The following is a 23524-nucleotide window of genomic DNA, read 5'->3' as shown; positions in this document are numbered from 1 at the left end:
GGTTAGGTACTTGCGCACGGTGTTGCGCGATAAACCCGTTCGTCGGGATATTTCCCGAATGCTCATTCCATCTCTCAGGTGCCACCGCCTGATCACACTTAATAACGCCACGTTGATCACTCCTGTGCCTCCTGCTCAATGCTGAGCAGGACAGTTTGACTACGTGGGTCAAATTTGGATGCAAATACCTAGGTTTAGTGGCTCACTATTGGATGCAATTCAACAAGCAGAGAATCTTTTGATTAATACGCTTTCATACATTGCTACTTACTATGAGGAAAATGGCTGCAATGATCCAAGCCTAAACGTGCCTACGAGCACTTCAAAAGTTTGGAGTCCCCCTGCTGAATGGCTAAAGAAACACCCAGAAGAAATAGAAAAATAGCGTTGTGCATCAACAAAGAAATGAATTGAGGCAAGCAAGGTGATGAAAAAGAAATTGTCGACTCTTGAAATGAAAGCATTGGTTTTTATTGTTTTGGAGAGTCAAGCTTTTGCAAAGAATCAAAGAACTCACTTTGTAACAACAGATGAAGTCACCAAACACATTAAGCTTGAACACAGCGAAGGAATGAAGGTAATTGATTCTTTGAGAGCAGAGACCTATGTTTGGTTACGAAAAAGACTATCAAGTGGATTAACTGGCAACGGATATGACGGCTCATTGTTCGCTGAGATAAACCCAACTGAAGTAGGCACATCAAGAGCAATGAAATATCTACGTGTTGATAAATGAGGTCGAATATGAATGGACGAGTTGTGCGTGTTGAGCAGTTAGTTAAAGATGTTGACGTAGTGGTGCAACCGTCCTTCATGATTAGGGAAACGTTTAGAGATCCAGAGAGTGTTCATATCGACCAACTTGGGATGGAGCCACTACCTGATGATGTTGTCGATGCGTTGCTTGCAGAGGCGGATCAATTATTTAAAAAGTAGTTCCAGATTCACTCAAGAACAAATAGATACAGTCTGCAACGACCTTAAGGACAACTTCTGGAATGAAGATGCCAGAGTCATCTGTAACAGCTTTGGTGCCTACATATTCCTTCACGCTCAGGCACAACTCGCAGAACCATACATAGGCAATGTCTTGTTGCTATCACCCATAGTTGGTGAGTTTGCCAACAACGATGAAGCCATGCCCATGAATTTCCTGCCGCCACGCTCCACACGATTGATGGAACTGGCTCAAGCAGGTTCCTATCCAACACCAAGACATTGTGAGGTGCACGTTGGTTCTGAAGATTGGCAAGCCAATCCAGACAATGTGACCAAGTTCGGAGAGTTGGTTGGTATCCCAGTTCACGTGGTGCCCAATGGTGGTCATAACTTGCCCCATTCCTATGTGGGAGCAATATTGGACAAGTTTCTTAAGTCTTAACTTGCTATCTATGTGTGTTGTCGCACATCACTAGCCAAGTTGGTATGACTTATTGGGGCAGGTATCGATGCATCTAAGTTATGGCATCAGCCCATGGGAGCATTGATATCAAGCACCAATGACACCGTATCCACTGTCAAAGGCATCAGGGAGTGCTTCCCACAGTTGATTGATATACCAGTGAGTGATGCTATGGGGTTCTCAACGCTGGAAATCGGTCAGGAGCCGTGGAGCAGCGTGTTGATGAATGATGACTTCCACATTGGTATCAGCGTCGAAGCAGTCAAGGGATGTTATGTAGCCATCTGGCGTATCAGCCACATTGGTATCACTGTGGGACACGCTGTTTGTATGTGTTGTATCTGTGCCGGAGCAATCAAACTTCCGGCTTGCCTGTGGTAATTAATGTGGGAATAATTCACATATCTCACGGGAAGCCTTGAAACATAAGGCAGCTGGTGCCCCCGACATGCTTTGTATAGCAACATAACAAGCACACGCTGAAGATAGCAATAGAACCTTAATATCACCTCTTGATGATATTTCTTGGTTGTTGTTACTACTTGAAGCGTAGCCTCTACTGTTGCCCAACAAGCGTCTGAATCAGTTTTCAGAACTTTGTGTCTCGACTAGGTCTTTCTGCGAGGTTTCACCGAGGCAGAAAACCTGCCATTGGTTCATGAGTAAGCGTCGACGTTGAACCATTTTTGCTCGGTTGTAGGCAAGAACTACCGCATCTCCCGCTTGATGAGCCAACGCAGCTTCTGCAAGTTCGGGACTAAATTCAGTTTCATCACTCACCCAAGTTCTAAAGGTCGCACGTGCAGTTCCATGGGTTGTGAGCCCCGACTTATACCGTCGGCACAACATCAACATAGTCATGTTGGAAAGCGGTTGACCACTGATTGAAAACAAATATTCACTGTCTGGGTCAAACAGTTTTGCCTCTTCAAGGATTTCTAATGAACGTGAGCACAGCGGCACTTGATGCTCCTTTCGCATCTTCATTCGAAATTTGGGAATGGTCCACAAGTCATCCACGATTTCTGTTCGTTTGGCATACAAGGTTTCTCCTGTTCGACAAACATTAAGAAGCGTGAATTGCAACGCTAATGAGCCAACTGAACTCTTATGGCGTAAGTAACTCATAAACGCTGGCATCTCTTGATACGGCAAAGCCTCGTGATGTTTTACATCACGACGAACGGACGGAAGAATATTTTCTAAATGGTTCTTTAGGTCAGCGGGGTTGGCTTTTGTCCTTAAACCCCGAGTTATCGCCGCCGAAAAGATGCGTTGCAGACGTGCACGAAGTTTGGATGCTGTCTCATTCTTGGTGATCCAGATTGGGGTCAAAATTTCAACTATGTCGTCTGTAGTGATTTCCTCCAGAGTCATATGCCCAATGGTCGGAAGTGCGTATGTTGCTATTGAATTTACCCAACGCTCATACTGCCTTGGACCACTCCACTCTGGTGAAATCGACTCAATATATTCATCCGAAAAACGTCGAAATGTGATGGAATGCTGAACCTTGCGTTTTGCCTCTTTGGAGGCTTGAGTCCTCGCTTCGATGGGGTTCACTCCATCCATAATCATTGCTCTCGCCTTTAGTGCCTTTTCCTTTGCTGCGGCAAGCGTAACAGTTGGAAATGACCCCATTGAGTAGTCATATCGACGACCATGAAGACTAAATCGAAGCACCCAATACTTCTTTAAATCTGGGCGAACCCAAAGTAACATCCCTCGCTCTCCAGGTATTGAGTAGCGTTGGGGTTTATCGAGACCGTTGAGCGTCCGTGAGTCAGTTGATTTCTTCTTCATCTCTATCCATGTCAAAAACGAGTAATCGTTCCCACAGGAGTCGAGACACAAAGTTCTGAAAACTGATTCAGACGCTTGTTGGGCAACAGTAGAGGCTACGCTTCAAGTAGTAACAACAACCAAGAAATATCATCAAGAGGTGATATTAAGGTTCTATTGCTATCTTCAGCGTGTGCTTGTTATGTTGCTATACAAAGCATGTCGGGGGCACCAAGTTCAAGTTTGTAACTAAACAGAATTCATTTTTGTAGCCTTTGTCTCAGAGTGGTGCACGATCAGGGAATTTCCTAGGCATCGTTTGCACAAAGCAATTGCGACAACCGCGAAAACACTGAGCAAAACTGGCACAATGCACCCGTTTTAATAAGGAAATGACATGAACAAAACTGAATTGATCGAAGCAGTGGCAGCACACACCGAATTGACAAAGGCCGACGCTGGCCGCGCTGTCAATGCCATTCTCGAAGTGATCACACACGCTGTGGCCAAAAAAGACGACGTGCAATTGATCGGCTTCGGCACGTTCAAAGCTGCTGCTCGCGCTGCACGCACTGGCAAAAACCCACGCACTGGCGAAGCTTTGAAAATCGCAGCTGCTGTGGTGCCTCGCTTCACTGCTGGCGCAGCGTTCAAAGCTGCTGTGAACACCAAGAAGAAGTAATTCTTCGCGTTCACGCACAAAAGCGGCATCGGGCAACCGAGCCGCTTTTTTCTTTTTCCAAATGAATCAAAAGACAAACATGTTCACACACGTTTTTTTAGGTGCTCAAGACCTCGAAGCCTCACGCAAGTTTTATGACGCAGCCCTCGGCGCGCTGGGCCACGCGCCAGGCGCAGGTGCAGGCAGCCGTTACGTGTACCGCACACCCACGGGCACCTTTGGCATCACCACCCCCATCAACGGCGAGCCAGCTACCTTTGGCAATGGCAGCACCTTTGGGTTTGCCGCCAAGTCGCAAGCCGAAGTGGATGATTTTCACGCCGCAGGCGTGTCCAACGGCGGCGTGACCTGCGAAGACCCACCAGGCCTGCGCACCAACCCCGCGTTTAGCTACTACATCGCTTACTTGCGTGACCCATCGGGCAACAAGATTTGCGCGATGTGCCGTAGCTAAATCAATCGTATCAAGCCTGACGCATCTCCCGCAGCTCTGCGTTGGCATGGCGCAATCGGTCGGCAATGGCCAAGGCCACCGCACGCATGACGCTGATGCTCATCACCGGATCGCCTGCCGCCACGGTGGCAAAGGCTTTGCGGTCGATGGCAATCAGCTCGGTCTCACGCGTGGCATACACATCGGCCGAGTGGGCGCGGCCATCTAAGAACGACATCTCACCAAAGAACTGACCACGACTGAAGGTGGTCAAGTGAATGGTTTTGCCATTGGCCAATGGCAAGCTCACCTTCACCTCGCCTCGGCTGATCAGCATCAGCTCATGGCCCGTTGAGTCTGCGCCAAAGATCAACTCACCCGCCTCAAACACATGGTGTTGGGCACAACGCTCCAGCGCGGCAATTTCGTCATCGTTTAAGCCATGGAAGAGTTCAAACTTGCCCAAGGGGATGCCCTCTTTAGACACATGGGCGTGGCCGGCCAGCACCAAGGTTTCGTCTTCAATCCATTCCAGCGCTTCGTCAAACTCATCAAAAATCTTGGCTGTACTGTCAGACAACAAACCGATGTGGTCCACATACGAGCGTAAGTCGCGCCCACTGGGCAAACGCTCGGGCACACGGGTCAGCACCAAACGCGCATGACGCTCAGACAGCATGTTACGAATGCGCTCAATCATGTGGCCTGCGGTCATGTCCATGGACTGCACGCGCATGAAGTCGAGCACCACAAACTTGGCCTTGCTCAACTCCGGCTCGATCGCGGTGTAGAGCTGATCGGTGGTACCAAAGAACAAGCTGCCTTGCAATTCAAAAATCACCGTGTGGCTACCCGTCTCGGCCAACACGTCACGCTCACGCTGGCCACGCACGCGTGACGAGAACATGGTGTTGCCAAACGATTTACGGCGAATGGTGGTGGTATGAATTTGCTCACGCAAGAACAACATGATGGCCATGGCCACGCCCACGCCTGAAGCGGCAATCAAACTCACGGTGTTGGCCACGATGACCACAATCAAGATGACCGCGAAGTCGAGCATCGTGTCTTTGGCTTTGAGCAGTTGCAGCGAATGCCAGTCGATCATCTTGAAGCCGATGACGATCAACAAAGCAGCCAAAGCAGCCACCGGCACCCAAGCAATGAGCGAGGTCAATAACAAGATGGCCAACAGCGACCACACGCCTTGGAACACACCCGACAAATAGGTGGTACCACCGCTGGCCTTGTTCACCAAAGTCGCGCCCATGGTGCCAGCACCGGGTGCGCCGCCAATGAGAGAGGAGGCCAAATTGCCCAGGCCTTGGCCAATGAGTTCTTTGTTGGAGTCGTGGCGTGAACCGGTCATGGCATCGAGCACCACACAGGTCTTGAGTGTGTCGATGGACAGCAACACGGCCAGCGTGATGGCAGGAAATGCAATCTGTGTCCAATGTGGGAAACCAGATTCGCTCAAGCTACGGAAGGGGTCGAGCAAGGACTCAAAGAACCCTTCGCCCCCCACCGCCAATGGGCCAATGATGAATGGGTTGTCGTGCAAGTTGCGCAATTCAGGCCAAGCGCTGAACGCCAACAACCAATACGAGGCCATGCCACCCAACAAACCCACAATCACGGCGGGTACCTTGGTGGAAATGCGCGGTGCCAACAGCATGAAGGCCGCCGTTGCCGCCCCCACGATCAAGCTAGGCGCTTGCCATAGCTCCATCGCGTGCAAACCTTGCCACCAGTTCATGCCCTTGGGCAGCGCCATCCACTTGGGCAATTGGCTCATGATGATGATGAGGCCCACACCGCTGAGGTAGCCGCTCACCACGGGAAACGGCATGTACTTGATGAGCTCACCAATGCGCAGCAAACCAAACGAGATTTGCACCAAGCTGCTTACAAACGCCACCAAGAACAAAGTGAGCACCACCGCCCCCACACCGCTGCCCTGCTGCGTCATTTGAATGGTCAGTGCAGAAAGCACTGCAGCTGCTGGTGCACAAGGTGCCGAGATGAGCCGTTGCGTACCACCAAAGGTGGCGGCAATCAAGCCCAGTGCGGTCACACCCAGCATGCCTGCCAACGCCCCCTTGGCACCAAACTCGGCACCCAGCGGCGAGAAGATGGTCACACCAAACGCAATGGCCGATGGCAGCGCCACCAACATGGCAGCAAAGCCGCCCCAAATATCGCCAGATAAATTGGCGCGCGATAGTTTCAATTGAGCGGTAGTCATTCCTCAAGGTTATCACCATCCATCAAGCACTTTTCAGTCGCACAGAAGACTGCTTGCGGGTAATCACGCAAGTCAGTTGTCACAACACAGGCACCATATGCATCACGCCTTTAGGCGCGCAACCCCCTCACTTGAAAGACACGATAGATGGAACGGTTCAAACAAATCACCTATGAAGAGTTGGCACCTGAGGTGCGCCCACTGGCCGACGATATTTTGAAAGTTTCAAGCGCCGCTTTAGGCGGCCCCTACAACGCCTTGCTGCGCAGCCCTGACATGGCGCGTCGTTGTTTTGATTTCTTAGATTACCTGCGCTTTAGAACATCGGTCAGCAAACGCCTCAATGAATTTGCCATCCTGATTCAAGCCCGCATTGCCAACGCACAATACGAATGGTGGGCGCATGACCCCATCGCGCAACGTGCGGGTCTGTCCACACACATCATTGAACAGCTGCGCCAATGCAAACGCCCAGAAGGCATGCAAGAAGACGAAGCTTTGGTGTATGACTTTTGCATCCAGCTCACCCTCAACCACCGCGTGCCCGATGCGCTGTGGCAAAAGGCCGTCGCTGAAATGGGTGAGCAAGCCGTGGTCGATCTCACCGTGCTCTCTGGCACCTATGTGATGGTGTCGATGTTGCTCAACGCCACACAAGTGGGCATCCCCAACGGAGGTGCTGAGCCCTTAGAGGTGTTCTCACCGCTCGACACTCGCCAGCGGTTGTTGGCTTAAATTGGTTTTATCCATCAGGAGATTTCTATGATTTCACGCCGTCACATCGCGGTTGCTGCCAGCATTCTTTTGGCATCCTTCGCCACCTTTGCACAAAACAACACCGTGCGTTTGGTGGTGCCTTTTTCCACCGGCGGCCCCACTGACATTGCCGCACGCGTGATTGCACCCTTGTTGTCAGAAGCCATGGGCAAGACGGTCATCGTGGACAACCGTGTGGGAGCGACCGGGGCAATTGGCGCAGAGTTTGTGGCGCGTGCACCGGCTGACGGCAACACGATTTTGTTTGGCACCAGCAGCATCATGGCGGCCAACCCCGCGCTCATGCAAAAACTCTCGTATGACCCCGTGCGTGACTTCGCAGCGGTCAGCACAGTGGCCACGATTGAAAACATTTTGGTGGTCCACCCGTCGGTGCCAGCCAACAACGTGCAAGAGTTGGTGCGCTATGCCAAAGACAATCCGGGCAAGTTGTTCTACGGCTCATCCGGCATTGGCAGTACCTACCACTTGGGTTCTGAAATGTTTGCCAACATGACCAAGACACAACTGGGTCATGCACCCTACAAAGGACAAGGCCCCGCCGCACAAGACTTGTTAGCTGGCCACATTCAAATCATGTTTGATGCCTTCAATTCGGCTGTGCCCAACATCAAGTCGGGTCGGGTCAAAGCATTGGGCATCGCCAGCGCCAAACGTCACCCCGAGTTACCCGACCTGCCCACCATCAGCGAGCAAGGCGTGCCAGGCTATGCCACCACGATTTGGCTGGCCTTCTTCTTACCAGCTAAAACACCCACTGCCATCGTCGACAAAATGAACCAAGACCTGCGCAGCATCATGCAGCGCCCCGATGTCAAAGAACGCTTCAACAAGCTAGGCATGCAAGCCACTAGCTCGAGCACAGGTGAACTGGATGCATTGCTGAAGCAAGAACTGACGCAATGGACCAAAGTGGTGAAAGACGGCAACATCAAACCTGAGTGATTGCAAAAGACGCGTTGACCTACATCAAGCACGAATAGACGATACGAGTGTCTAATGCATCATCACTTAGGAGAAACATATGACAGCAAACGTTGGCGGCATTGACCGCATTCTGCGCATCGTCGCGGGCTTGGTCCTCATCGCATTGGCCGCCACGGGTGTGGTGGGTGCTTGGGGTTATTTGGGCGTCATCGTGTTGGCCACGGGTGTGTTCCGCTTTTGCGGCGCGTACACCTTGCTAGGGCTGAACACTTGCCCCATGAAGCCTGCACAAGAAGAGCCAGCCAAGTAAAAGGCTATCGCTTCACACCAGCCTCAGCGCCTTCAAGCGGCTGAGGCTTTTTTACGCGCCAACCACAGCAAGCCTGCACCCGTGATGAGGACAGGCACCAACGAACCCCAGTTGAGCCAAGCCCAACCTTGCGTGGTCACCAACGCACCCGAGGCAAACGAGGTGAAAGCCATGGTGGCGAACACGCAAAAGTTAATGGCGGCTTGGGCGCGGTTTTTCTCTTGCGGTGTGTAGGCTTGCATCGACAACGTGGTGCTGCCCGTGAATAAAAAGTTCCAACCCACACCCAACAAAAACAAAGCCACCAAGAACTGGTGCAAGTCCACGCCTGAGAGGGCAATGGCAATACAAGCGATGTTGAGCAACACGCCCACGCCCATGATGGGCAACACGCCAAAGCGTTTGATCAGATGCCCCGTCACAAAGCCCGGTGCAAACATACCAATCACATGCCACTGCAACACCCACGCGGTGTCTTCAAACGGGAAACCACACACTTGCATGGCCAGCGGTGTAGCTGCCATCAACAAGTTCATCACGCCGTAACCCAGAGCAGCCGCCAAGGCCGCTACAAAGAACACAGGCTGACGCATGATTTCGCCCAATGGACGACCACCCGTGTCATCCGCTTTCACAACGGGTGCGGGTGGAAAGTGGATGAAGCTCATCACCGCCATCGACAGCACGGCCACCCCCATCAACGCCACATACGCACCTGCGAACGGCATGCCAAACAAACTCTTGGTTTGAATGGCGAGGTTCGGGCCAATCACAGCGCCAATCAAACCACCCGCCATCACCAACGACACGGCCTTCTCGCGGTAGTCGGGCTTGCACAGCTCAGCAGCCGCAAAGCGATAAAGCTGGCCATTGGCGCTGTAGTAACCGGCCACCACCGTGGCCGTGACCAACAGCCAAAAGGATTGCGACAGCACTGCGAACGCACCCAATGCAGCTGACAGCAAAGCCACCAACAAGCCCAATTGAAACGAACCTTTGCGGCCAAAACGTTGCTGTGATTTGGCGACCAAGCCCGTGCTCAACGCGCCGCCCACCACATAGCCCATCACGGGCAGTGTTGCCATCCACGCCTCGGGCGCCAAACTCAAACCCACCAAACCATTGATGGCAATGAAGGTGACGTTGTTGGTCAGGAACAAACCCTGCGCGATAGACAGCAAAACGAGATGACGGTTCATAACGACCCAAACAATGAAAGAGAAACCAAGCCAGCCGACATGGCCAAACCATGCAACACAGCCGCTGCAATCGTCAAAACAATGGCAGGTGCCAAACGTACAGGTTGCTCTGCATTCTTTAGAAGCATCACAAATGCCGCCAGCGACAGGGGCATAGACACCAAGCCCCACAACGCAGGCTCAGGATGGATGAACAGCCGCACCCCGACCAACAACCATGCATACGCCAAACAGGCAAACGCAAGATACATCCAAGCAACACGGCGTGGACCGAAGCGAACCACCAAAGTCCGCTTACCCACTTGTGCATCAGCCTGTGCATCTGGGAAACCGTTGATGACCAAGATGTTGCCTACCAACAAAGCAAAGCTCAGCGCCACCGCCGCAGGAATGACAAAGAATTGGCCGCGCTGCACATAGTCAGCGCCAACCACCACCAAACCCCACGTCAGGGCCACCGTCAGCTCGCCCAAACCTCGCTTCATCAAAACCAAAGGCGGCGCAGAGTAAGCCCACCCCAAAAACAAACCTGCCAGCCCTAACCACACCAGGCCACCACCCGTCTTCACCGCCAGCAACAAGCCGCAGGGAATCAACACCATGATCAAGGCGCCTGCCAAGTTGTGGGTGTCTTGCGTGGTCACATGTCCGTTTTGAATGAGGCGTGCACCACCCGTGAACGGAAATAAACCGTGACTGTTGGCATCGTCCGCACCATTGAGGGCATCGTGGTAATCGTTCAGCACATTGGCCGCCGCATGCATGAGCACAGCCAACACCAAAGTGGCCAAAGCGGTCCACACGTTGGGGCCGTGTCCGCAAGCCGCAGCCACAGAGGCACCCAACACACACGCCACGGCTGTGATCACCAAGAAGCCGGGGCGCGTCATCTGCACCAGCGTGCGCCAGGGCAAGGACTTCTGATCGGTCATGGCGCCATGGTTTCCCATGCCTTCAACGCCTCCGAGGCATACATCAACGCAGGGCCGCCGCCCATGTAGACACACACGGCCAAAGTTTCTTCCAACTCTTCACGTGTGCAACCCACGCGATGCAAAGCTTTCACATGAAAACCAATGCAGCCCGAGCAGTGCTGTGTGATGCCAATGGCCAAGGCCATCAACTCTTTGTGTTTCTCGCTCACAGCACCGGTGGCCATAGCCGCTTTGGCCAATTGACCAAAGCCTTGCATGGCCTCGGGTTGCGCCTTGCGCAACTCAGTCATCGATTGGCTGATGTTCTTGATGAGGGTGGGATGGTCAAACGTGCTCATGGTGACTCTCGTTGCGTTTATTCAAAGGAAGGCTGTGCGGGCTTGAACACGTCATGGCCTGCAGCCTGCCACGCATCAATGCCACCTGCGATGGATTGGATATGGGTGTAGCCCATCTGCGCCAAAGACTGTGCACACAGAGCAGCACGACCACTGGTTTTGCAATACAACACGATGGTCAAGTCACGCGATTGCAACTTGGGATTACCCGCCATCTTGAACTCCAACATGCCACGTGACATGTGCATGGCACCGGGCAAATGACCGGCAGCGTATTCATCCGCTTCACGTACATCAATCAAAACATCACAAGCTTGAATCGCTTCAACAGCTTGATCCACAGAAATTTCTTCAACTGATTTTTTAGCTTCAATCACCAAATCGTGGGCTGTTTTCATGCGACTCTCCTTGCTGTGGTGGAACGTTTTTTGGCAACCGTGGCCAAAGGCCAGGCTTGCGCTAAATGCTGCTGGGTGATGCGATCACACACCAAATCGCACAAGGCGTAAATGGTGGGATCTGCAATTTGGTAATACACGCTGGTGCCACGGCCTTCACGCTTGACGAAGCCTTGTTGCATCAACACCGCCAAATGGCGCGACATATTGGCTGCGGTGTAGCCGCAGGCCTCGGCCAGTTCGCCTACGTTGTGCTCGGCTTCGCGCAGCAAATTCAAGATGCGCAACCGTGTGGGCTCTGCCAAGGCTTGGAAGTAGCTGGCCACACGGTCAATGGCTTGTTCTGGAAGTTGGTTCATGTTTTCGATTGTAGACATAATTCAGTTATTGATTATTTAATTGTTTGGTTAAATAATTGATGAATTATTTATAGAATGAGCACCATGACTGATTCAAACCTTCGCATCTCTGGCCGTTTGGCCCGTTTGTTCCAAAGCGCGCAAATCACACCGCTGCTGGCTTTGGTGTGTTTTCTGCTCGGCGTCTTTGCCGTCATGGTGACGCCACGTGAAGAGGAACCCCAAATCAACGTGACCATGGCCAATGTGCTGATCCCCTTCCCGGGCGCATCGGTGAAGGATGTGGAGCAAATGGTGTCTGGCCCTGCCGAGCAGGTGCTGTCGCAAATTGCCGGCGTCGAACACGTCATGTCAGTCTCACAGCCCGGCATGTCGGTGGTGACCGTGCAATACAAGGTGGGCGTGCCGCGCACCGAAGCCTTGGTTCGTTTGTATGACACGGTCAACTCACATGCTGATTGGCTACCCAAAGGTTTGGGCGTGTTGCAGCCCCTCATCAAGCCCAAAGGCATTGACGATGTGCCCATCGTGTCGCTCACCTTGCACGGCAAGGACACGGATCTGAGTGCCTTTGAACTTGAGCGCATTGCGCAAAACATTGAGATCGATTTGAAGCGCGTCAAAGGCACACGCGAGGTCACCACCGTGGGCGGCCCATCACGCGCCATTCAAATTGACATCGACCCTGCACGCATGCAAGCCGCTGGCATCACCGTACCTGAGCTGCGCATGGCTTTGCAAGCGGCGCATTTGGGCGCACCGGTGGGTGATTTGTTGGTCGGCCAACAAGCCATTGCGATTGAATCCGGTCCGTTTTTGAGCAGCGCCAAAGATGTGGCCAGCTTGGTGGTGGGCGTGCGTGCGGGTACACCTTTGCACGTGCATGACATTGCCCAAGTGCGCGATGGCGGTGCTCAAGCCAACACCGCCGTGTGGCACGGTGTGGCAGGCGCCAAGCCTAGCGAACGCACCGCAGTGACCATTGCCATCACCAAGAAGCCAGGCGAAAACGCCATTGAGGTGGCTGATGCTGTGTTGGCACAAGTGGCCACACTCAAGCAAAGCAAGATTCCACAAAACGTGGAAGTCACCACCACGCGCAACTACGGCGAAACCGCGAATGACAAAGCCAAGAAGCTGATTCAAAAGCTGCTGTTCGCCACAGCCTCTGTGGTGGCCTTGGTGTTCATTGCCTTGGGTCGTCGCGAAGCTGCCATTGTGGGTACTGCTGTGATCTTGACCTTGACGGTCACTCTGTTTGCCTCGTGGGCTTGGGGCTTCACGCTCAACCGCGTGTCGTTGTTTGCGCTGATTTTCTCGATTGGTATCTTGGTGGACGACGCCATCGTGGTGGTGGAGAACATCCACCGCCACCAAGGTTTGTTCCCTCACAAAACCCTCACACAAATCATCCCTGGTGCGGTGGATGAAGTGGGCGCACCCACCATCCTTGCCACCTTCACCGTCATTGCCGCTTTGTTGCCCATGGCGTTTGTGACTGGTTTGATGGGGCCGTACATGAGCCCGATCCCAATCAACGCGAGCATGGGCATGTTGTTGTCGCTGGCTGTGGCTTTTGTGGTCACACCTTGGTTGGCACGCATTTGGATGAAAGCCACACCCGTGCACGGCGCTGAGGATGACAGTGCATTCAAACAATGGCTCAAGCGTTTTTTCCATGGCGTGTTTAACCCCTTTTTGAACGACGCCTCTGGCCAGCGCAACCGTTGGAGCCTAGGTGCTGCTGTGCTCGGTGCGATCGTGGTATCGGTGGCCTTGCCAGTGGCTGGCTTGGTTGCCTTGAAGATGCTGCCGTTTGACAACAAATCTGAATTCCAAATCGTGGTCGACATGCCTGCGGGCACCCGCGTGGAGGAAACCGAAAAAGTCTTGCGTGCCTTGGGTGCTCACTTAGCCACCGTGCCAGAGGTGACGCACTACCAAGCCTACGCGGGCTTAAGCGCCCCCATCAACTTCAACGGTTTGGTGCGCCAATACTATTTGCGCAGTGGCGGCAACGTAGGTGACATCCAAGTCAACTTGCAAGACAAGCACTTGCGCCAAGCGCAAAGCCACATCATCGCCATGCGCGAGCGCCCTGCCCTGCAAACCATTGGCCAACAGTTCAACGCCAATGTCAAAGTGATTGAAGTGCCACCAGGCCCACCCGTGTTGGCCCCCATCGTGGCCGAGGTGTATGGCCCCACAGACGAAGGCCGTAATCAAGTGGCCAAATCTGTGCGCGCGATGTTCAGCGCACAACAAGGCGTGGTCGATTTGGATGACAGCACCATCAGCGCAGCGCCTCGCCAAGTGCTGTTGATCAATCGCCAAAAGGCCGCGCAAATGGGCGTGTCGCAACAAGCCATCGTCAGCACCTTGCGTGCGGCATTGGCGGGTGAGTCGACCGTGTACGCACACGACCAAAACAAATACGCAGGTGCCATCGTCATTCGCTTGGCCAAGAGCGAGCAAGACTCGTTGGACAAACTGCTCAGCCTTGGCGTGCGTAACTCGCAACGCGAAATCGTTCCCATTCGCCAGCTCGTCACCATCAGCGACACCCAGCGCGAACAGCCTATTTATCACAAAGACTTGCTGCCCGTCACCTACGTGGTGGGCGACATGGCTGGCAAGGTCGACAGCCCGCTGTACGGCATGTTTGGCATGCGCAGTGGCTTGAGCCAAATCCAAGCCCCCAATGGCAAACCTGTGGACGAATACTTCATCCAACAACCGACCGACCCGTATCAACACTACGCCGTGAAGTGGGATGGTGAATGGCAAATGACGTATGAAACCTTCCGCGACATGGGTGCTGCCTATGCCGTGGGTTTGGTGCTCATTTACTTGCTGGTGGTGGCGCAATTTGGCTCTTACCTCGTGCCACTCATCATCATGGCACCTATTCCGCTCACCATCATTGGTGTGATGCCAGGCCACGCTTTGTTGGGTGCCCCGTACACGGCTACCTCGATGATTGGCATGATTGCCTTGGCTGGCATCATCGTGCGTAACTCGATCTTGTTGGTGGACTTCATCCGCTTGCAAGTCTCGCAAGGTGTGGCGCTGAAAGACGCGGTGGTGGCCTCGGCCATCACCCGCGCTCAGCCCATTGTGTTGACCGGTTTGGCCGCGATGATGGGTGCGTTCTTCATCTTGGATGACCCGATCTTCAACGGCTTGGCCATCTCGCTCATCTTCGGTATTTTTGTCTCGACCGCACTCACCTTGTTGGTGATTCCGTTGCTCTATTTCATGGCTTTCAAGAACAAGCCTGCTTCTGTCATTTCTGGAGAACACGCATGAAACGCTTGCCCCTCATTGCCGCACTCGCCTTGGCTGGCATCACCTCTGCTGCACACGCCGCCGACTTGATGGGTGCGTGGCAAGCAGCCCTTGCCCGTGATCCGGAAATCGCAGCCGCACGCGCCTTGCACGAGCAGGCCACGTTCAGACAAGAACAAGCCAAAGCCTTGTGGGCACCCATGGTGTCCGCTGGTGGTGCTGTCGGCATAGGCGGCGCAGACAGCCGCACCAAGGGTGCAGAGGCCATGGGCCAAAGCGATGTGACATTCAAAACAAATGTGAATGCAGGCGCTCTGACACGTGCCAGCATCGGCGCACAAAAAGCATGGATCAGCCCAGAGCGCGAAGCGCAAAGCAAGCAGCTCGAGCTGTCCGCACAAATCGCACAAATCCAATGGCAGCAAGCCCAGCAAGCCCTCATCATGCGCACGGCACAACGCTACTTTGATGTGGTGGGCGCTGAGCAAACCCTCACCGTGCTGCAACGCCAGCAAAAAGCCATGCAGCAAGCTGCGGCTGAAATCAGCAAGCGTCAATCCGTGGGCGACGCCAGTGTGATGGACGTGCAAGAGGCCAACGCCCGTGTGTCTGAAATTCGCGCCCATGTGCTCACACACGAGAACAACTTGGCCAACAAGAAGGTGGCCTACCGCCAATTGACAGGCCAAGAGCCCACTCAATTGCTGCCCATCGGCAATATCAATCTGACACCACCCAACTTGGCTGATGCCAACACCTGGGTGCAACGCGCCAAACAGCAATCCCCCAGCCTCCAAATGATGGGCTTGCAACAGGCCATCCAAGGCCAAGAAGCTAAACGCGTCAAAGCAGGCAACGCAATGACTGTGGATTGGGTGGCACAAGCGCAAATGGACCGACTATCAGGCCAAGGCATGTATGGCAACGCCAGTAACCAAATGGCGCAATACATGGTGGGCATTCAGCTCAATGCCCCACTCAGCACGGGCGGCATGGTGGCATCACGCGAGCGCGAAGCCTTGAAGCAAGTCGAAAAATTGCGCTACGACCAAGATGCGGTTGAGCAACAAGTCGAGCAACAGGTGCGCGACGCGTGGCAAAGCCTGAGCACCGCGCAAGCACGCTTGCAAGCCTTGAGCCAATCCGAGCAAGCCAGCAAAGCGCGCCTCACATCCACCCGTCAAGCACACCGCACCGGTGCGCGCACCACCAATGAACTGTTGGGCGCTGAGCATGATGCGGCACAGGCCGAACTGGCCGTGGTGCAACTGCGCATTCAAACTGCGATGGAGCAGCTGCGCTTGTCTGCCGCGAGTGGTGAATTGGGCGAAGCCCAGCTACGCCAAGTGAATGCTTGGCTGAAATAAATACGCTTGCTGCGTGTTGGGTCACTCACAGCAGGGAAATCCCTTGAGACTCTGACAAGTCGGGGTTGCTAGAATTTATACATAAGCAACTAGTGAATTACCAATTTCAGAGGATAGACATGAAAAAAATAGCCGCCGTCGCGTTCATCGCTTTTGCCTCAACAGGCGCCTGGGCCAACGCTGACTTAGCCAAAAAAAATAACTGTCTGGCTTGCCATGCAGTCGATAAAAAAATTGTCGGCCCAGCCTACCAAGACGTGGCCAAGAAATACGCGGGTCAAGCAGATGCCGAGGCCACATTGGCTAAATCCATCAAAGCTGGCGGCAGCGGCAAATGGGGCCCCATCCCAATGCCCGCACAAGCTCAGCTGAGCGATGCGGACGCAAAGGCCCTTGCTGCATGGGTCTTGGCCGGCGCTAAGTAATACGACAGATACACGTACCTTGATGAGCTTCCCTCGGGAAGCTCTTTTTTTAGCACCTTGCATAGAAAGAAGAAGATGAAACTCAATATCACCCACCTCCTTGCCGCCCTCGGCTTGGCCGCCTTGAGCCTCAACAGCGTAGCCGCTGAGCCTGAATACCTGCGCATCATTGGCACTGACACCAAGTTCGTTGTCAAAAACGCCAAAGGCGAAGAGCGCGAGATCCGTCGTGTGATGACGCCATGCGCCAAAAACAAAGGCTGGTTACAGCCCTTGGTCCCAGTGCCAGGCGTGAACCCTGTGACTGAGATTGAAATGCTCAACGCCATGAATGACCGCGATGCCATGTTGGTCGACATGCGTGAACCCGAAGACCGTGCCAATGGCACCATCCCCGGCTCACACCACATCGTCTACACCGAAGTGGCCGCACGCATGGACGAGCTGGGCTGCAAGAAAACAGCCAAGGGCTGGGACTGCGCAGGCGCCAAGAAAGTGTTTGCTTTCTGCAATGGCCCCGTGTGCCCACAAAGCCCTAGCGCCATTCTGGCTATGACACGCGATGGCTTCCCAGCCTCCAAAATTTATTACTATCGCGGTGGTATGTTGGACTGGTCAGCATTGGGCTTCCCAGTTCTTAAAGGCGATTTCTAAAGAGGCACTTCATGCACACCAATTGGATCCAAGACACACAGGCCCTGCTCAACAGCAAGGATGAATCAGCCCCCACACGCCGCTTGGCGCTGCAAACCGCATTGGGTTTGGGTTATGCCGCATCGGCCGCACCGTTGATGGCACAAACCGCCGTCAAAACATCCAGCGAAGGCTTGATCGAAGGCGAAGTGGTGATTGATGTCAACGGTTTCAAAATGCCAGCCTACCGCTCGGCCCCCAAAGGCAAAACCAATTTGCCCGTGGTCTTGGTGATTTCTGAAATTTTTGGTGTGCATGAATACATTGCCGACGTGACGCGTCGCTTTGCCAAAGCAGGCTACTTGGCCATTGCACCTGAGTTGTTTGTTCGCCAAGGCGACCCCAGCTCGTATGGCGAAATGGGCAAGCTGATCGCTGAGGTCATCTCTAAAGTGCCAGACGCCCAAGTCATGGGCGATCTGGACGCCACTTTGCAGTGGGCCAGCAAAAACGGTGGCAACGCCAACCGCGCAGCCATCACCGGTTTTTGCTGGGGTGGACGCATCACATGGCTCTACGCCGCGCACAACCCCAAGCTCAAAGCTGGCGTGGCTTGGTACGGTCGCGTAGAAGGCCAAACCAATGCCAACAACCCCAAGCATGCGGTGGACTTGGCCGTCCAATTGAAAGCCCCTGTGCTGGGCTTGTACGGTGGTGATGATGCCGGCATTCCTGTGACATCCGTCAACAACATGAAAGAAGTGTTGGCCCTGTCTGCCAGCCGTGGCAACAAAGCAGCCAAAGCCTCAGAGTTTGTGCTGTACCCCGATGCACCGCACGCCTTCCATGCAGACTATCGCCCCAGCTACCGCGCCGCACCTGCGACGGATGGCTGGAACCGAGCGCTTGCTTGGTTCAAGCAATACGTCTAAGTCCAAGGCTTAGGCGACAAACACCCGCGCTTTGCGCGGTGTGAGCACCAAGGTCTCACCCTCTGTAAATCCCTGCTCGTAAAACTGCGATGCAGGGATTTGCGCTTCAATGATCTGCTGATCTGAGGGCCCGTCGCCCTCTGCGGCCACCAGCTCTAAGCGCGCAATCGGCCCCACGACGATGGCACGGGTCAGTTGGGCCACGATGCCTTCATCACCGGATGTGTAGCGGCGCACATCCAAGTCATGCGGACGCACATACGCAAATGCTTTGGCATCTTGTGTGTCATGGTGCTCAGGGCTAGCCACGCGCACGGTTTGGTCTTCCACACCGATGTGCATTTCGCCTTCGTGGGCACGACCATGAAACAAGTTCACATCGCCCAAGAAGCCATACACAAATGGGCTGGCAGGGTGCTCCCACACCTCTTGCGGGCTGCCCACTTGCTCGACATTGCCCTTGTTCATCACCACCACACGGTCGGCCAACCAATCGGGTTTCACGAGACTCAGCAAGTCGTGCACTTTTAAATTAACTGTGGCTCACCATAAGTTCGCCACTGTCTACACCGTTGATCGGTGAACTCATTCTGGTAGGTACTGAACATACGCCCTGGCATTCCCCCAAGTACTTTAGGCATAGGTTAATGTTGAAGATTTTCAGCTCAACTTTGCCAAGCTTTAACGATTGAATTCTTAAAGAAGCACATAAACCAAATACGTGTTAAAGTAATTCATCAATTACTTAACTAATGAGGGGTGACTTTTGCGACCCAAGCTCAAAACTGAAGATCGGCAAGCCGAGTTAGTAGCCGCTGCTTTGCTTTTGGCTGCAACTAAGAGTCCCAGTGAAATTACTACGGGTGACTTGGCAAATGTCATTGGAATCACTCAAGGCGGTGTGTTTAAGCACTTTGACAGTAAAGAGGCTATCTGGCTTGCTGCTATCAAGTGGGCGCATCAAGATCTAATGAAAAAAATGATGCTGGAAGCCAAAGTAAGAAATCAAACGGCCCTCAGCTCCCTAAGAGCTGTGTTCATGGCTCATATCAGCTTTGTTCAGCAATATCCAGGCGTTCCTAGGTTGATCTTTCAGGAGCTTCAGCATCCCGAGCAGACCCTTCTTAAAAAGCGGGTTCAGCTGCTTATGACTGACTATCATCAATTGATTTCTGGCCTCCTTGCACAAGCTCGCAAGGATGCTGAGATTTCACCTGAAGCTGATTTGCAAGCAGCTGTGGTTCTGTTTATTGGCGCAATTCAAGGCTTGGTGATTCAGTCACTAATTACTGGCAGTCTCGAAAAGATAAAACAGCAAGCAAAAACAGTATTCAGCATTTATGAGGCGGGACTTCTTGCTTCTTCCGCGAAAAAAGCAGGGACGTCCAAATGAAAATTCCAAAATTAAGCAAGCAACAGGTCGTAATGGTTGCAGCAGCTGGTCTGGTGCTGATCACGATTGGTTTCGTGGCTTTTCGCATGGGACCGTTAGCACCAACAAAAATTACTGTCATCCAAGTTAAAAAAGAGAGCCTAACCCCCTCTGTATTTGGAATCGGCAGTGTGGAGGCTCGTCAAAGTTGGCTTATGGGGCCAACCGTAGCTGGTCGTGTGTTGCGAGTACACGTGGATGTGGGGCAGGCGGTAAAAGCAGGTCAGTTGCTGGCAGAAATGGACCCAGTCGATCTAGACCAACGCTTGAATGCACAAGAAGCTGCTTTGTCGAAAGCATCTAGCGTAGAGATGGCCGGTAAAGCTCAAGTCGCTGACACCAAGGCAAGACGAGAACTTGCTAACGCAAATTTGAAGCGTTATGAAGAATTAGCAAAACAAAATTTCATTAGTCCTGCGGCTTTAGAGGGACGAGATCAAGAGTTGCAATCTGCGGATGCGGCGTATCAAGCTGCTCAAGCTAACCTGCAAGCCGCTAAGCAAGAAACCTTGCGTTTGCAGGCTGAACGAACAGCGGTTGCTTTGCAAAAGCAAAACACCAAATTGTTAGCACCAGCTGATGCCGTCGTAATTAGCAGAGATGCTGAATCGGGTAGCACGGTTGTCGCTGGGCAACCTGTTCTTAGGTTGGCTAATCCATCCAGTTTGTGGATCAAGTTGCGTGTAGACCAAGGGCGATCATCTGGTCTTGAAGTTGGGTTGCCTGCGCAGATCGTACTGAGATCTAGTCCTCAGAACTCGCTCTTAGGCAAGGTTGAACGGGTGGAACTACAAGCGGACGCTGTAACTGAAGAGCGAATTGCTCAGGTCGCCTTTGAGCAAATGCCGCCATCTTTATCTATTGGTGAAATGGCTGAAGTCACACTTAACTTAAAGGAAGCAACGGACGCAATAGCTATACCGCAAGCCAGTGTGCAAACTTATCAAGGTCGTTCAGGTGTCTGGCGAGTCATTGATGGCCGACTTGAGTTTGTGCAAGTGCAATGGGGCGCTGCCAGCCTTGATGGTCGAGTTCAGGCAATTCAAGGGCTGGCTTCAGGTGACACCGTGGTCGTTTATAGCGAAAAGGCACTGTCTGAAGGTGCTAACTTTCGTGTGGTGGATGCTTTAGTTAAAAAGATTAAGCCATGATTAATCTCGCTGCACGCGACATTCAACACAGCTGGGCTAAGTTCGTTTTAACAGGCCTAGGTCTAGGCTTGCTGATTGGCGTCACGCTAACAATGGCTGGTGTATTTCGCGGCATGGTTGATGATGCGCAGGCGTTGCTCAACAACAGCGGCGCTGATTTATGGGTAGTTCAAAAAGACACCCAAGGCCCTTATGCAGAAGCCTCTAGTCTCAAAGACGATGTGGTTCGAAGCATTACGGGAATGCCGGGTGTCGACATGGCATCCAACATCACTTACTTCACCATGCAGGTTAAAACTGTTGGGGGTAAAGAAGCGAGAGCCATGGTTGTTGGTATCGAGCCAGGAGCCAAGGGGTTACCGGGGCAACCCAGCTATTTGTTAGCAGGGCGTCACCTCATGCTTAGTCACTACGAGGCGGTTGCTGATATTAAAAGTGGGTTGTCTATAGGTGACAAAGTTGAGATCCGACGCCACACCTACGAAGTAGTAGGACTGACACGTCGCATGGTGTCATCGGGCGGGGACCCTATGGTCTTCATTCCACTCAAGGATGCGCAAGAAGCGCAGTTCCTCAAAGACAACGAGGCAATCGTGAACGACCGTGTGCGAACTGCCGTAAATGGTGCGTTCAATAGACCAGCAGTGCCCGGTTTGCTAGAAGCTGTACAAAACTTACAAACCAGTAGTCGTAATGTCAATGCGGTCTTAGTGCGAGTGTCAGATGGGTGGTCTGCCGATCATGTGGCTGAACCTATTCGCCGCTGGAAGCATCTGACCGTATTCACTCGCGCAGACATGGAAGAAATCCTGATTGAAAAATTGATTGCAACATCAGCCAAACAAATTGGTATGTTTCTAGTCATTCTTGCTGTCGTGAGTGCAGCAATCGTGGCTTTCATCATCTACACGATGACACTTGGGAAAATTCGAGAGATTGCTGTTCTGAAATTGATTGGTACACATAACGTCACCATCGCGGCCATGATCTTGCAGCAAGCATTGGGTTTAGGTGTGATCGGGTTTGTGGTGGGCAAAGTTGCTGCCACGATTTGGGCACCGGTATTTCCTAAGTTTGTTTTGCTTCTGACGCAAGATGCGATTGTGGGTTTTGGGGCCACGATGCTTATCTGCGCATTGGCTAGCACGATGGCTATTCGTGTTGCCTTACTTGTTGATCCGGCTCAGGCCATCAGTTGAGGTGTACGAAATGACATACAAAACAGGTGGCATCCATATTGAAAACCTACGCAAAGTCTACGGGCATGGAGACACTGCGGTCGAGGCTTTGAAGAACGTCAACATGCAAGTTTCTGCGGGTGAGGTGGTTGGACTTGTTGGCCCTTCTGGCTCAGGTAAAAGTACGCTTCTCAAATGCTTGGGGGCCATCATTGAGCCCACGTCGGGGCGAATGACTTTGGGCGATGAAGTTATCTATGACAACGGATGGAAGATTCCAGATTTACGAACCTTGCGACGGGATCGTATTGGTTTTGTGTTCCAAGCGCCTTATCTGATTCCTTTTTTGGACGTGACAGATAACGTTGCTTTATTGCCAATGCTGGCTGGTGTTCCCAATGAACTTGCAAGACAACGGGCGCTTGAGTTGTTGACATCTTTAGATGTGTTGCACCGCGCAAAGGCTGAACCATCTCAGCTATCTGGAGGTGAGCAGCAACGAGTGTCCATTGCTCGCGCGTTGGCCAACAAGCCGCCTGTAATTTTGGCTGATGAGCCTACAGCCCCTCTTGATAGCGAGCGTGCTCTTTCTGTGATTCGAATTCTGAATGACATGGCCCGTCTTGCACAGACAGCCATCATCGTCGTAACACACGATGAAAAGATCATCCCAACCTTCAAACGCATCTATCACATTCGTGATGGACAGACGGTTGAGGAAAAAGGTGAGGGACGCTCTCTTGAATAATTTATGAGAGCACAGTTTTATTTTTAATTGGAGTGAAAAATGACCGTCAATAAACTAATCAGCATCATGGCAGGCTTCATGGTGACACTGGGTTTAGCCCTTGCTCATTTAAATGGACAAGTTGATCTGAGTTCGCCTGGCTGGCTGTGGCTTTGCGCATTTGTTGGATTGAATTTGTTTCAATCTGGATTTACAGGATTTTGTCCAGCTGGGAAGATATTTAAGGCACTAGGAATTAAAGAGGATGGAAATTCCTGCTGCGTTTAATCAGTACACCATAGGCCAGTTTTGCTGCTACCTAAATGGTCCATATTCCGTTAATCGCTAGTCATCTCAGCTTTCAACATGTCGTTGGGTAACTGACGCAGGCACTCCTCCATGACTTGCTGAAAAAGCTTGAGCGTGGTGGAATGTTCCTTGCGCGTTTGCGCAGAAGGGCCATCCCATAAAAGGGATTACTCATGGCTGGCGTATCAGGCAAGCAATCGACTTTATAGCTGGGTGAGTTGTCGTTGGCGCGGGGTGTGAAAACCGTTTCTCAAAAACAGCTAATTATTAGAATGTGTTTACGTTGAATCATTGT

At 52.6% G+C, this 23524-nt stretch carries 26 protein-coding genes and 1 pseudogene; 18 read left to right on the top strand and 9 right to left on the bottom strand.

The annotated features are described in order from the left end of the window. The coding region (locus tag C5F52_RS26825; RefSeq protein WP_146100175.1) for a sigma factor-like helix-turn-helix DNA-binding protein at positions 1 to 120 on the bottom strand (120 nt) is incomplete at its 3' end. Positions 121 to 427: 307 nt separating this feature from the next. On the opposite strand from C5F52_RS26825, the gene C5F52_RS29800 reads away from it, so the two are divergent. The 3 genes from C5F52_RS29800 to C5F52_RS29790 all read left to right on the top strand — a co-directional run bounded on the left by C5F52_RS29800 (position 428) and on the right by C5F52_RS29790 (position 1783). Beyond that, complete coding sequence (locus tag C5F52_RS29800; RefSeq protein ID WP_146100174.1) at positions 428 to 736, top strand: hypothetical protein; 309 nt, start codon at positions 428 to 430, stop codon at positions 734 to 736. A 147-nt stretch (positions 737 to 883) separates the two neighbouring features. Continuing rightward, the gene (locus tag C5F52_RS29795; RefSeq protein WP_146100173.1) at positions 884 to 1381 is read left to right on the top strand and encodes a hypothetical protein; all 498 of its coding nucleotides are present in this window, start codon (positions 884 to 886) and stop codon (positions 1379 to 1381) included. A 93-nt stretch (positions 1382 to 1474) separates the two neighbouring features. Further along, positions 1475 to 1783 (top strand): hypothetical protein, encoded by a 309-nt coding sequence (locus C5F52_RS29790; RefSeq protein WP_146100172.1) that lies wholly within the window; start codon positions 1475 to 1477, stop codon positions 1781 to 1783. Between the two features lie 201 nt (positions 1784 to 1984). Here C5F52_RS29790 and C5F52_RS26815 read toward each other — a convergent pair whose 3' ends face one another. Beyond that, positions 1985 to 3205, bottom strand: a complete 1221-nt coding sequence (locus C5F52_RS26815; RefSeq protein ID WP_104801426.1) for a site-specific integrase — start codon at positions 3203 to 3205, stop codon at positions 1985 to 1987. Between the two features lie 376 nt (positions 3206 to 3581). On the opposite strand from C5F52_RS26815, the gene C5F52_RS26810 reads away from it, so the two are divergent. Together C5F52_RS26810 and C5F52_RS26805 are read left to right on the top strand one after the other, a co-directional pair. Continuing rightward, the gene (locus C5F52_RS26810) at positions 3582 to 3866 is read left to right on the top strand and encodes an HU family DNA-binding protein (RefSeq protein WP_104801425.1); all 285 of its coding nucleotides are present in this window, start codon (positions 3582 to 3584) and stop codon (positions 3864 to 3866) included. A gap of 79 nt (positions 3867 to 3945) precedes the next feature. After that, a complete protein-coding gene (locus C5F52_RS26805) occupies positions 3946 to 4320 on the top strand; it encodes a VOC family protein (RefSeq protein WP_104801443.1) in 375 nt (124 codons plus the stop codon). A gap of 10 nt (positions 4321 to 4330) precedes the next feature. Here the strand turns inward: C5F52_RS26805 and C5F52_RS26800 are convergent, their stop codons facing one another. Next, positions 4331 to 6544: a SulP family inorganic anion transporter gene (locus C5F52_RS26800; protein WP_104801424.1), complete on the bottom strand. Its 2214-nt coding sequence runs from the start codon at positions 6542 to 6544 to the stop codon at positions 4331 to 4333. A gap of 147 nt (positions 6545 to 6691) precedes the next feature. Between C5F52_RS26800 and C5F52_RS26795 the strand changes: the two genes are divergently transcribed. The 3 genes from C5F52_RS26795 to C5F52_RS26785 all read left to right on the top strand — a co-directional run bounded on the left by C5F52_RS26795 (position 6692) and on the right by C5F52_RS26785 (position 8558). Then, positions 6692 to 7279, top strand: coding sequence for a carboxymuconolactone decarboxylase family protein (locus C5F52_RS26795; RefSeq protein WP_104801423.1), 588 nt, complete (start codon positions 6692 to 6694; stop codon positions 7277 to 7279). A gap of 27 nt (positions 7280 to 7306) precedes the next feature. Beyond that, positions 7307 to 8266, top strand: coding sequence for a tripartite tricarboxylate transporter substrate binding protein (locus C5F52_RS26790; protein ID WP_104801422.1), 960 nt, complete (start codon positions 7307 to 7309; stop codon positions 8264 to 8266). 79 nt (positions 8267 to 8345) lie between these two features. Continuing rightward, entirely contained in the window at positions 8346 to 8558 is a 213-nt protein-coding gene (locus C5F52_RS26785) for a DUF2892 domain-containing protein (RefSeq protein ID WP_104801421.1), read from the top strand. A gap of 32 nt (positions 8559 to 8590) precedes the next feature. On the opposite strand, the gene C5F52_RS26780 is transcribed toward C5F52_RS26785, so the two are convergent. Genes C5F52_RS26780 through C5F52_RS26760 form a run of 5 tightly spaced genes read right to left on the bottom strand, consistent with a single transcriptional unit; the run spans position 8591 to position 11787 of the window. After that, positions 8591 to 9757, bottom strand: a complete 1167-nt coding sequence (locus C5F52_RS26780) for an MFS transporter (protein WP_104801420.1) — start codon at positions 9755 to 9757, stop codon at positions 8591 to 8593. Continuing rightward, on the bottom strand, positions 9754 to 10707 hold the full coding sequence (locus tag C5F52_RS26775) for a prenyltransferase (RefSeq protein WP_201747098.1): 954 nt from the start codon (positions 10705 to 10707) through the stop codon (positions 9754 to 9756). Before C5F52_RS26775 ends, C5F52_RS26780 begins: the two co-directional genes overlap by 4 nt. Continuing rightward, positions 10686 to 11030 carry a carboxymuconolactone decarboxylase family protein gene (locus C5F52_RS26770; protein ID WP_104801419.1) on the bottom strand — a complete coding sequence of 115 codons (345 nt, stop codon included), beginning with the start codon at positions 11028 to 11030 and terminating at the stop codon, positions 10686 to 10688. Before C5F52_RS26770 ends, C5F52_RS26775 begins: the two co-directional genes overlap by 22 nt. A gap of 17 nt (positions 11031 to 11047) precedes the next feature. Continuing rightward, complete coding sequence (locus tag C5F52_RS26765; protein ID WP_104801418.1) at positions 11048 to 11428, bottom strand: rhodanese-like domain-containing protein; 381 nt, start codon at positions 11426 to 11428, stop codon at positions 11048 to 11050. After that, entirely contained in the window at positions 11425 to 11787 is a 363-nt protein-coding gene (locus C5F52_RS26760) for a helix-turn-helix transcriptional regulator (protein ID WP_104801441.1), read from the bottom strand. Before C5F52_RS26760 ends, C5F52_RS26765 begins: the two co-directional genes overlap by 4 nt. Before the next feature lie 84 nt (positions 11788 to 11871). Here C5F52_RS26760 and C5F52_RS26755 point away from each other — a divergent pair, with 84 nt between their 5' ends. The 5 genes from C5F52_RS26755 to C5F52_RS26735 all read left to right on the top strand — a co-directional run bounded on the left by C5F52_RS26755 (position 11872) and on the right by C5F52_RS26735 (position 18432). Continuing rightward, positions 11872 to 15096, top strand: a complete 3225-nt coding sequence (locus C5F52_RS26755) for an efflux RND transporter permease subunit (RefSeq protein ID WP_104801440.1) — start codon at positions 11872 to 11874, stop codon at positions 15094 to 15096. Then, positions 15093 to 16442, top strand: a complete 1350-nt coding sequence (locus tag C5F52_RS26750; RefSeq protein WP_104801417.1) for a TolC family protein — start codon at positions 15093 to 15095, stop codon at positions 16440 to 16442. The genes C5F52_RS26755 and C5F52_RS26750 overlap by 4 nt, the downstream gene beginning before the upstream one ends. 119 nt (positions 16443 to 16561) lie before the next feature. Beyond that, positions 16562 to 16867, top strand: a complete 306-nt coding sequence (locus C5F52_RS26745) for a c-type cytochrome (protein WP_104801416.1) — start codon at positions 16562 to 16564, stop codon at positions 16865 to 16867. A 75-nt stretch (positions 16868 to 16942) separates the two neighbouring features. Beyond that, the gene (locus C5F52_RS26740; protein WP_104801415.1) at positions 16943 to 17521 is read left to right on the top strand and encodes a rhodanese-like domain-containing protein; all 579 of its coding nucleotides are present in this window, start codon (positions 16943 to 16945) and stop codon (positions 17519 to 17521) included. A gap of 11 nt (positions 17522 to 17532) precedes the next feature. Further along, positions 17533 to 18432 carry a dienelactone hydrolase family protein gene (locus C5F52_RS26735; protein ID WP_104801414.1) on the top strand — a complete coding sequence of 300 codons (900 nt, stop codon included), beginning with the start codon at positions 17533 to 17535 and terminating at the stop codon, positions 18430 to 18432. A 9-nt stretch (positions 18433 to 18441) separates the two neighbouring features. On the opposite strand, the pseudogene C5F52_RS26730 reads toward C5F52_RS26735, so the two are convergent. Next, a pseudogene (locus C5F52_RS26730) lies at positions 18442 to 18921 on the bottom strand (TOBE-like domain-containing protein); the annotation flags it as partial. A gap of 277 nt (positions 18922 to 19198) precedes the next feature. On the opposite strand from C5F52_RS26730, the gene C5F52_RS26725 reads away from it, so the two are divergent. From C5F52_RS26725 to C5F52_RS26705, 5 genes are read left to right on the top strand one after another with little or no spacing between them, the layout of a single operon-like run. Further along, complete coding sequence (locus C5F52_RS26725; RefSeq protein WP_104801413.1) at positions 19199 to 19825, top strand: TetR/AcrR family transcriptional regulator; 627 nt, start codon at positions 19199 to 19201, stop codon at positions 19823 to 19825. Further along, positions 19822 to 21015 (top strand): efflux RND transporter periplasmic adaptor subunit, encoded by a 1194-nt coding sequence (locus C5F52_RS26720; protein ID WP_104801412.1) that lies wholly within the window; start codon positions 19822 to 19824, stop codon positions 21013 to 21015. The genes C5F52_RS26725 and C5F52_RS26720 overlap by 4 nt, the downstream gene beginning before the upstream one ends. Continuing rightward, positions 21012 to 22214, top strand: a complete 1203-nt coding sequence (locus C5F52_RS26715) for an ABC transporter permease (RefSeq protein ID WP_104801411.1) — start codon at positions 21012 to 21014, stop codon at positions 22212 to 22214. The genes C5F52_RS26720 and C5F52_RS26715 overlap by 4 nt, the downstream gene beginning before the upstream one ends. A 10-nt stretch (positions 22215 to 22224) precedes the next feature. Then, a complete protein-coding gene (locus tag C5F52_RS26710) occupies positions 22225 to 22941 on the top strand; it encodes an ABC transporter ATP-binding protein (RefSeq protein ID WP_104801438.1) in 717 nt (238 codons plus the stop codon). A 39-nt stretch (positions 22942 to 22980) separates the two neighbouring features. Then, a complete protein-coding gene (locus C5F52_RS26705; RefSeq protein ID WP_104801410.1) occupies positions 22981 to 23208 on the top strand; it encodes a DUF2892 domain-containing protein in 228 nt (75 codons plus the stop codon). Positions 23209 to 23524: the final 316 nt, after the last annotated feature.

The sequence above is a fragment of the Limnohabitans sp. TS-CS-82 genome (assembly GCF_002943475.1).
The sequence above is the reverse complement of the archived record's forward strand: the minus strand, read 5'-3'. Positions and strand labels throughout refer to the sequence as shown.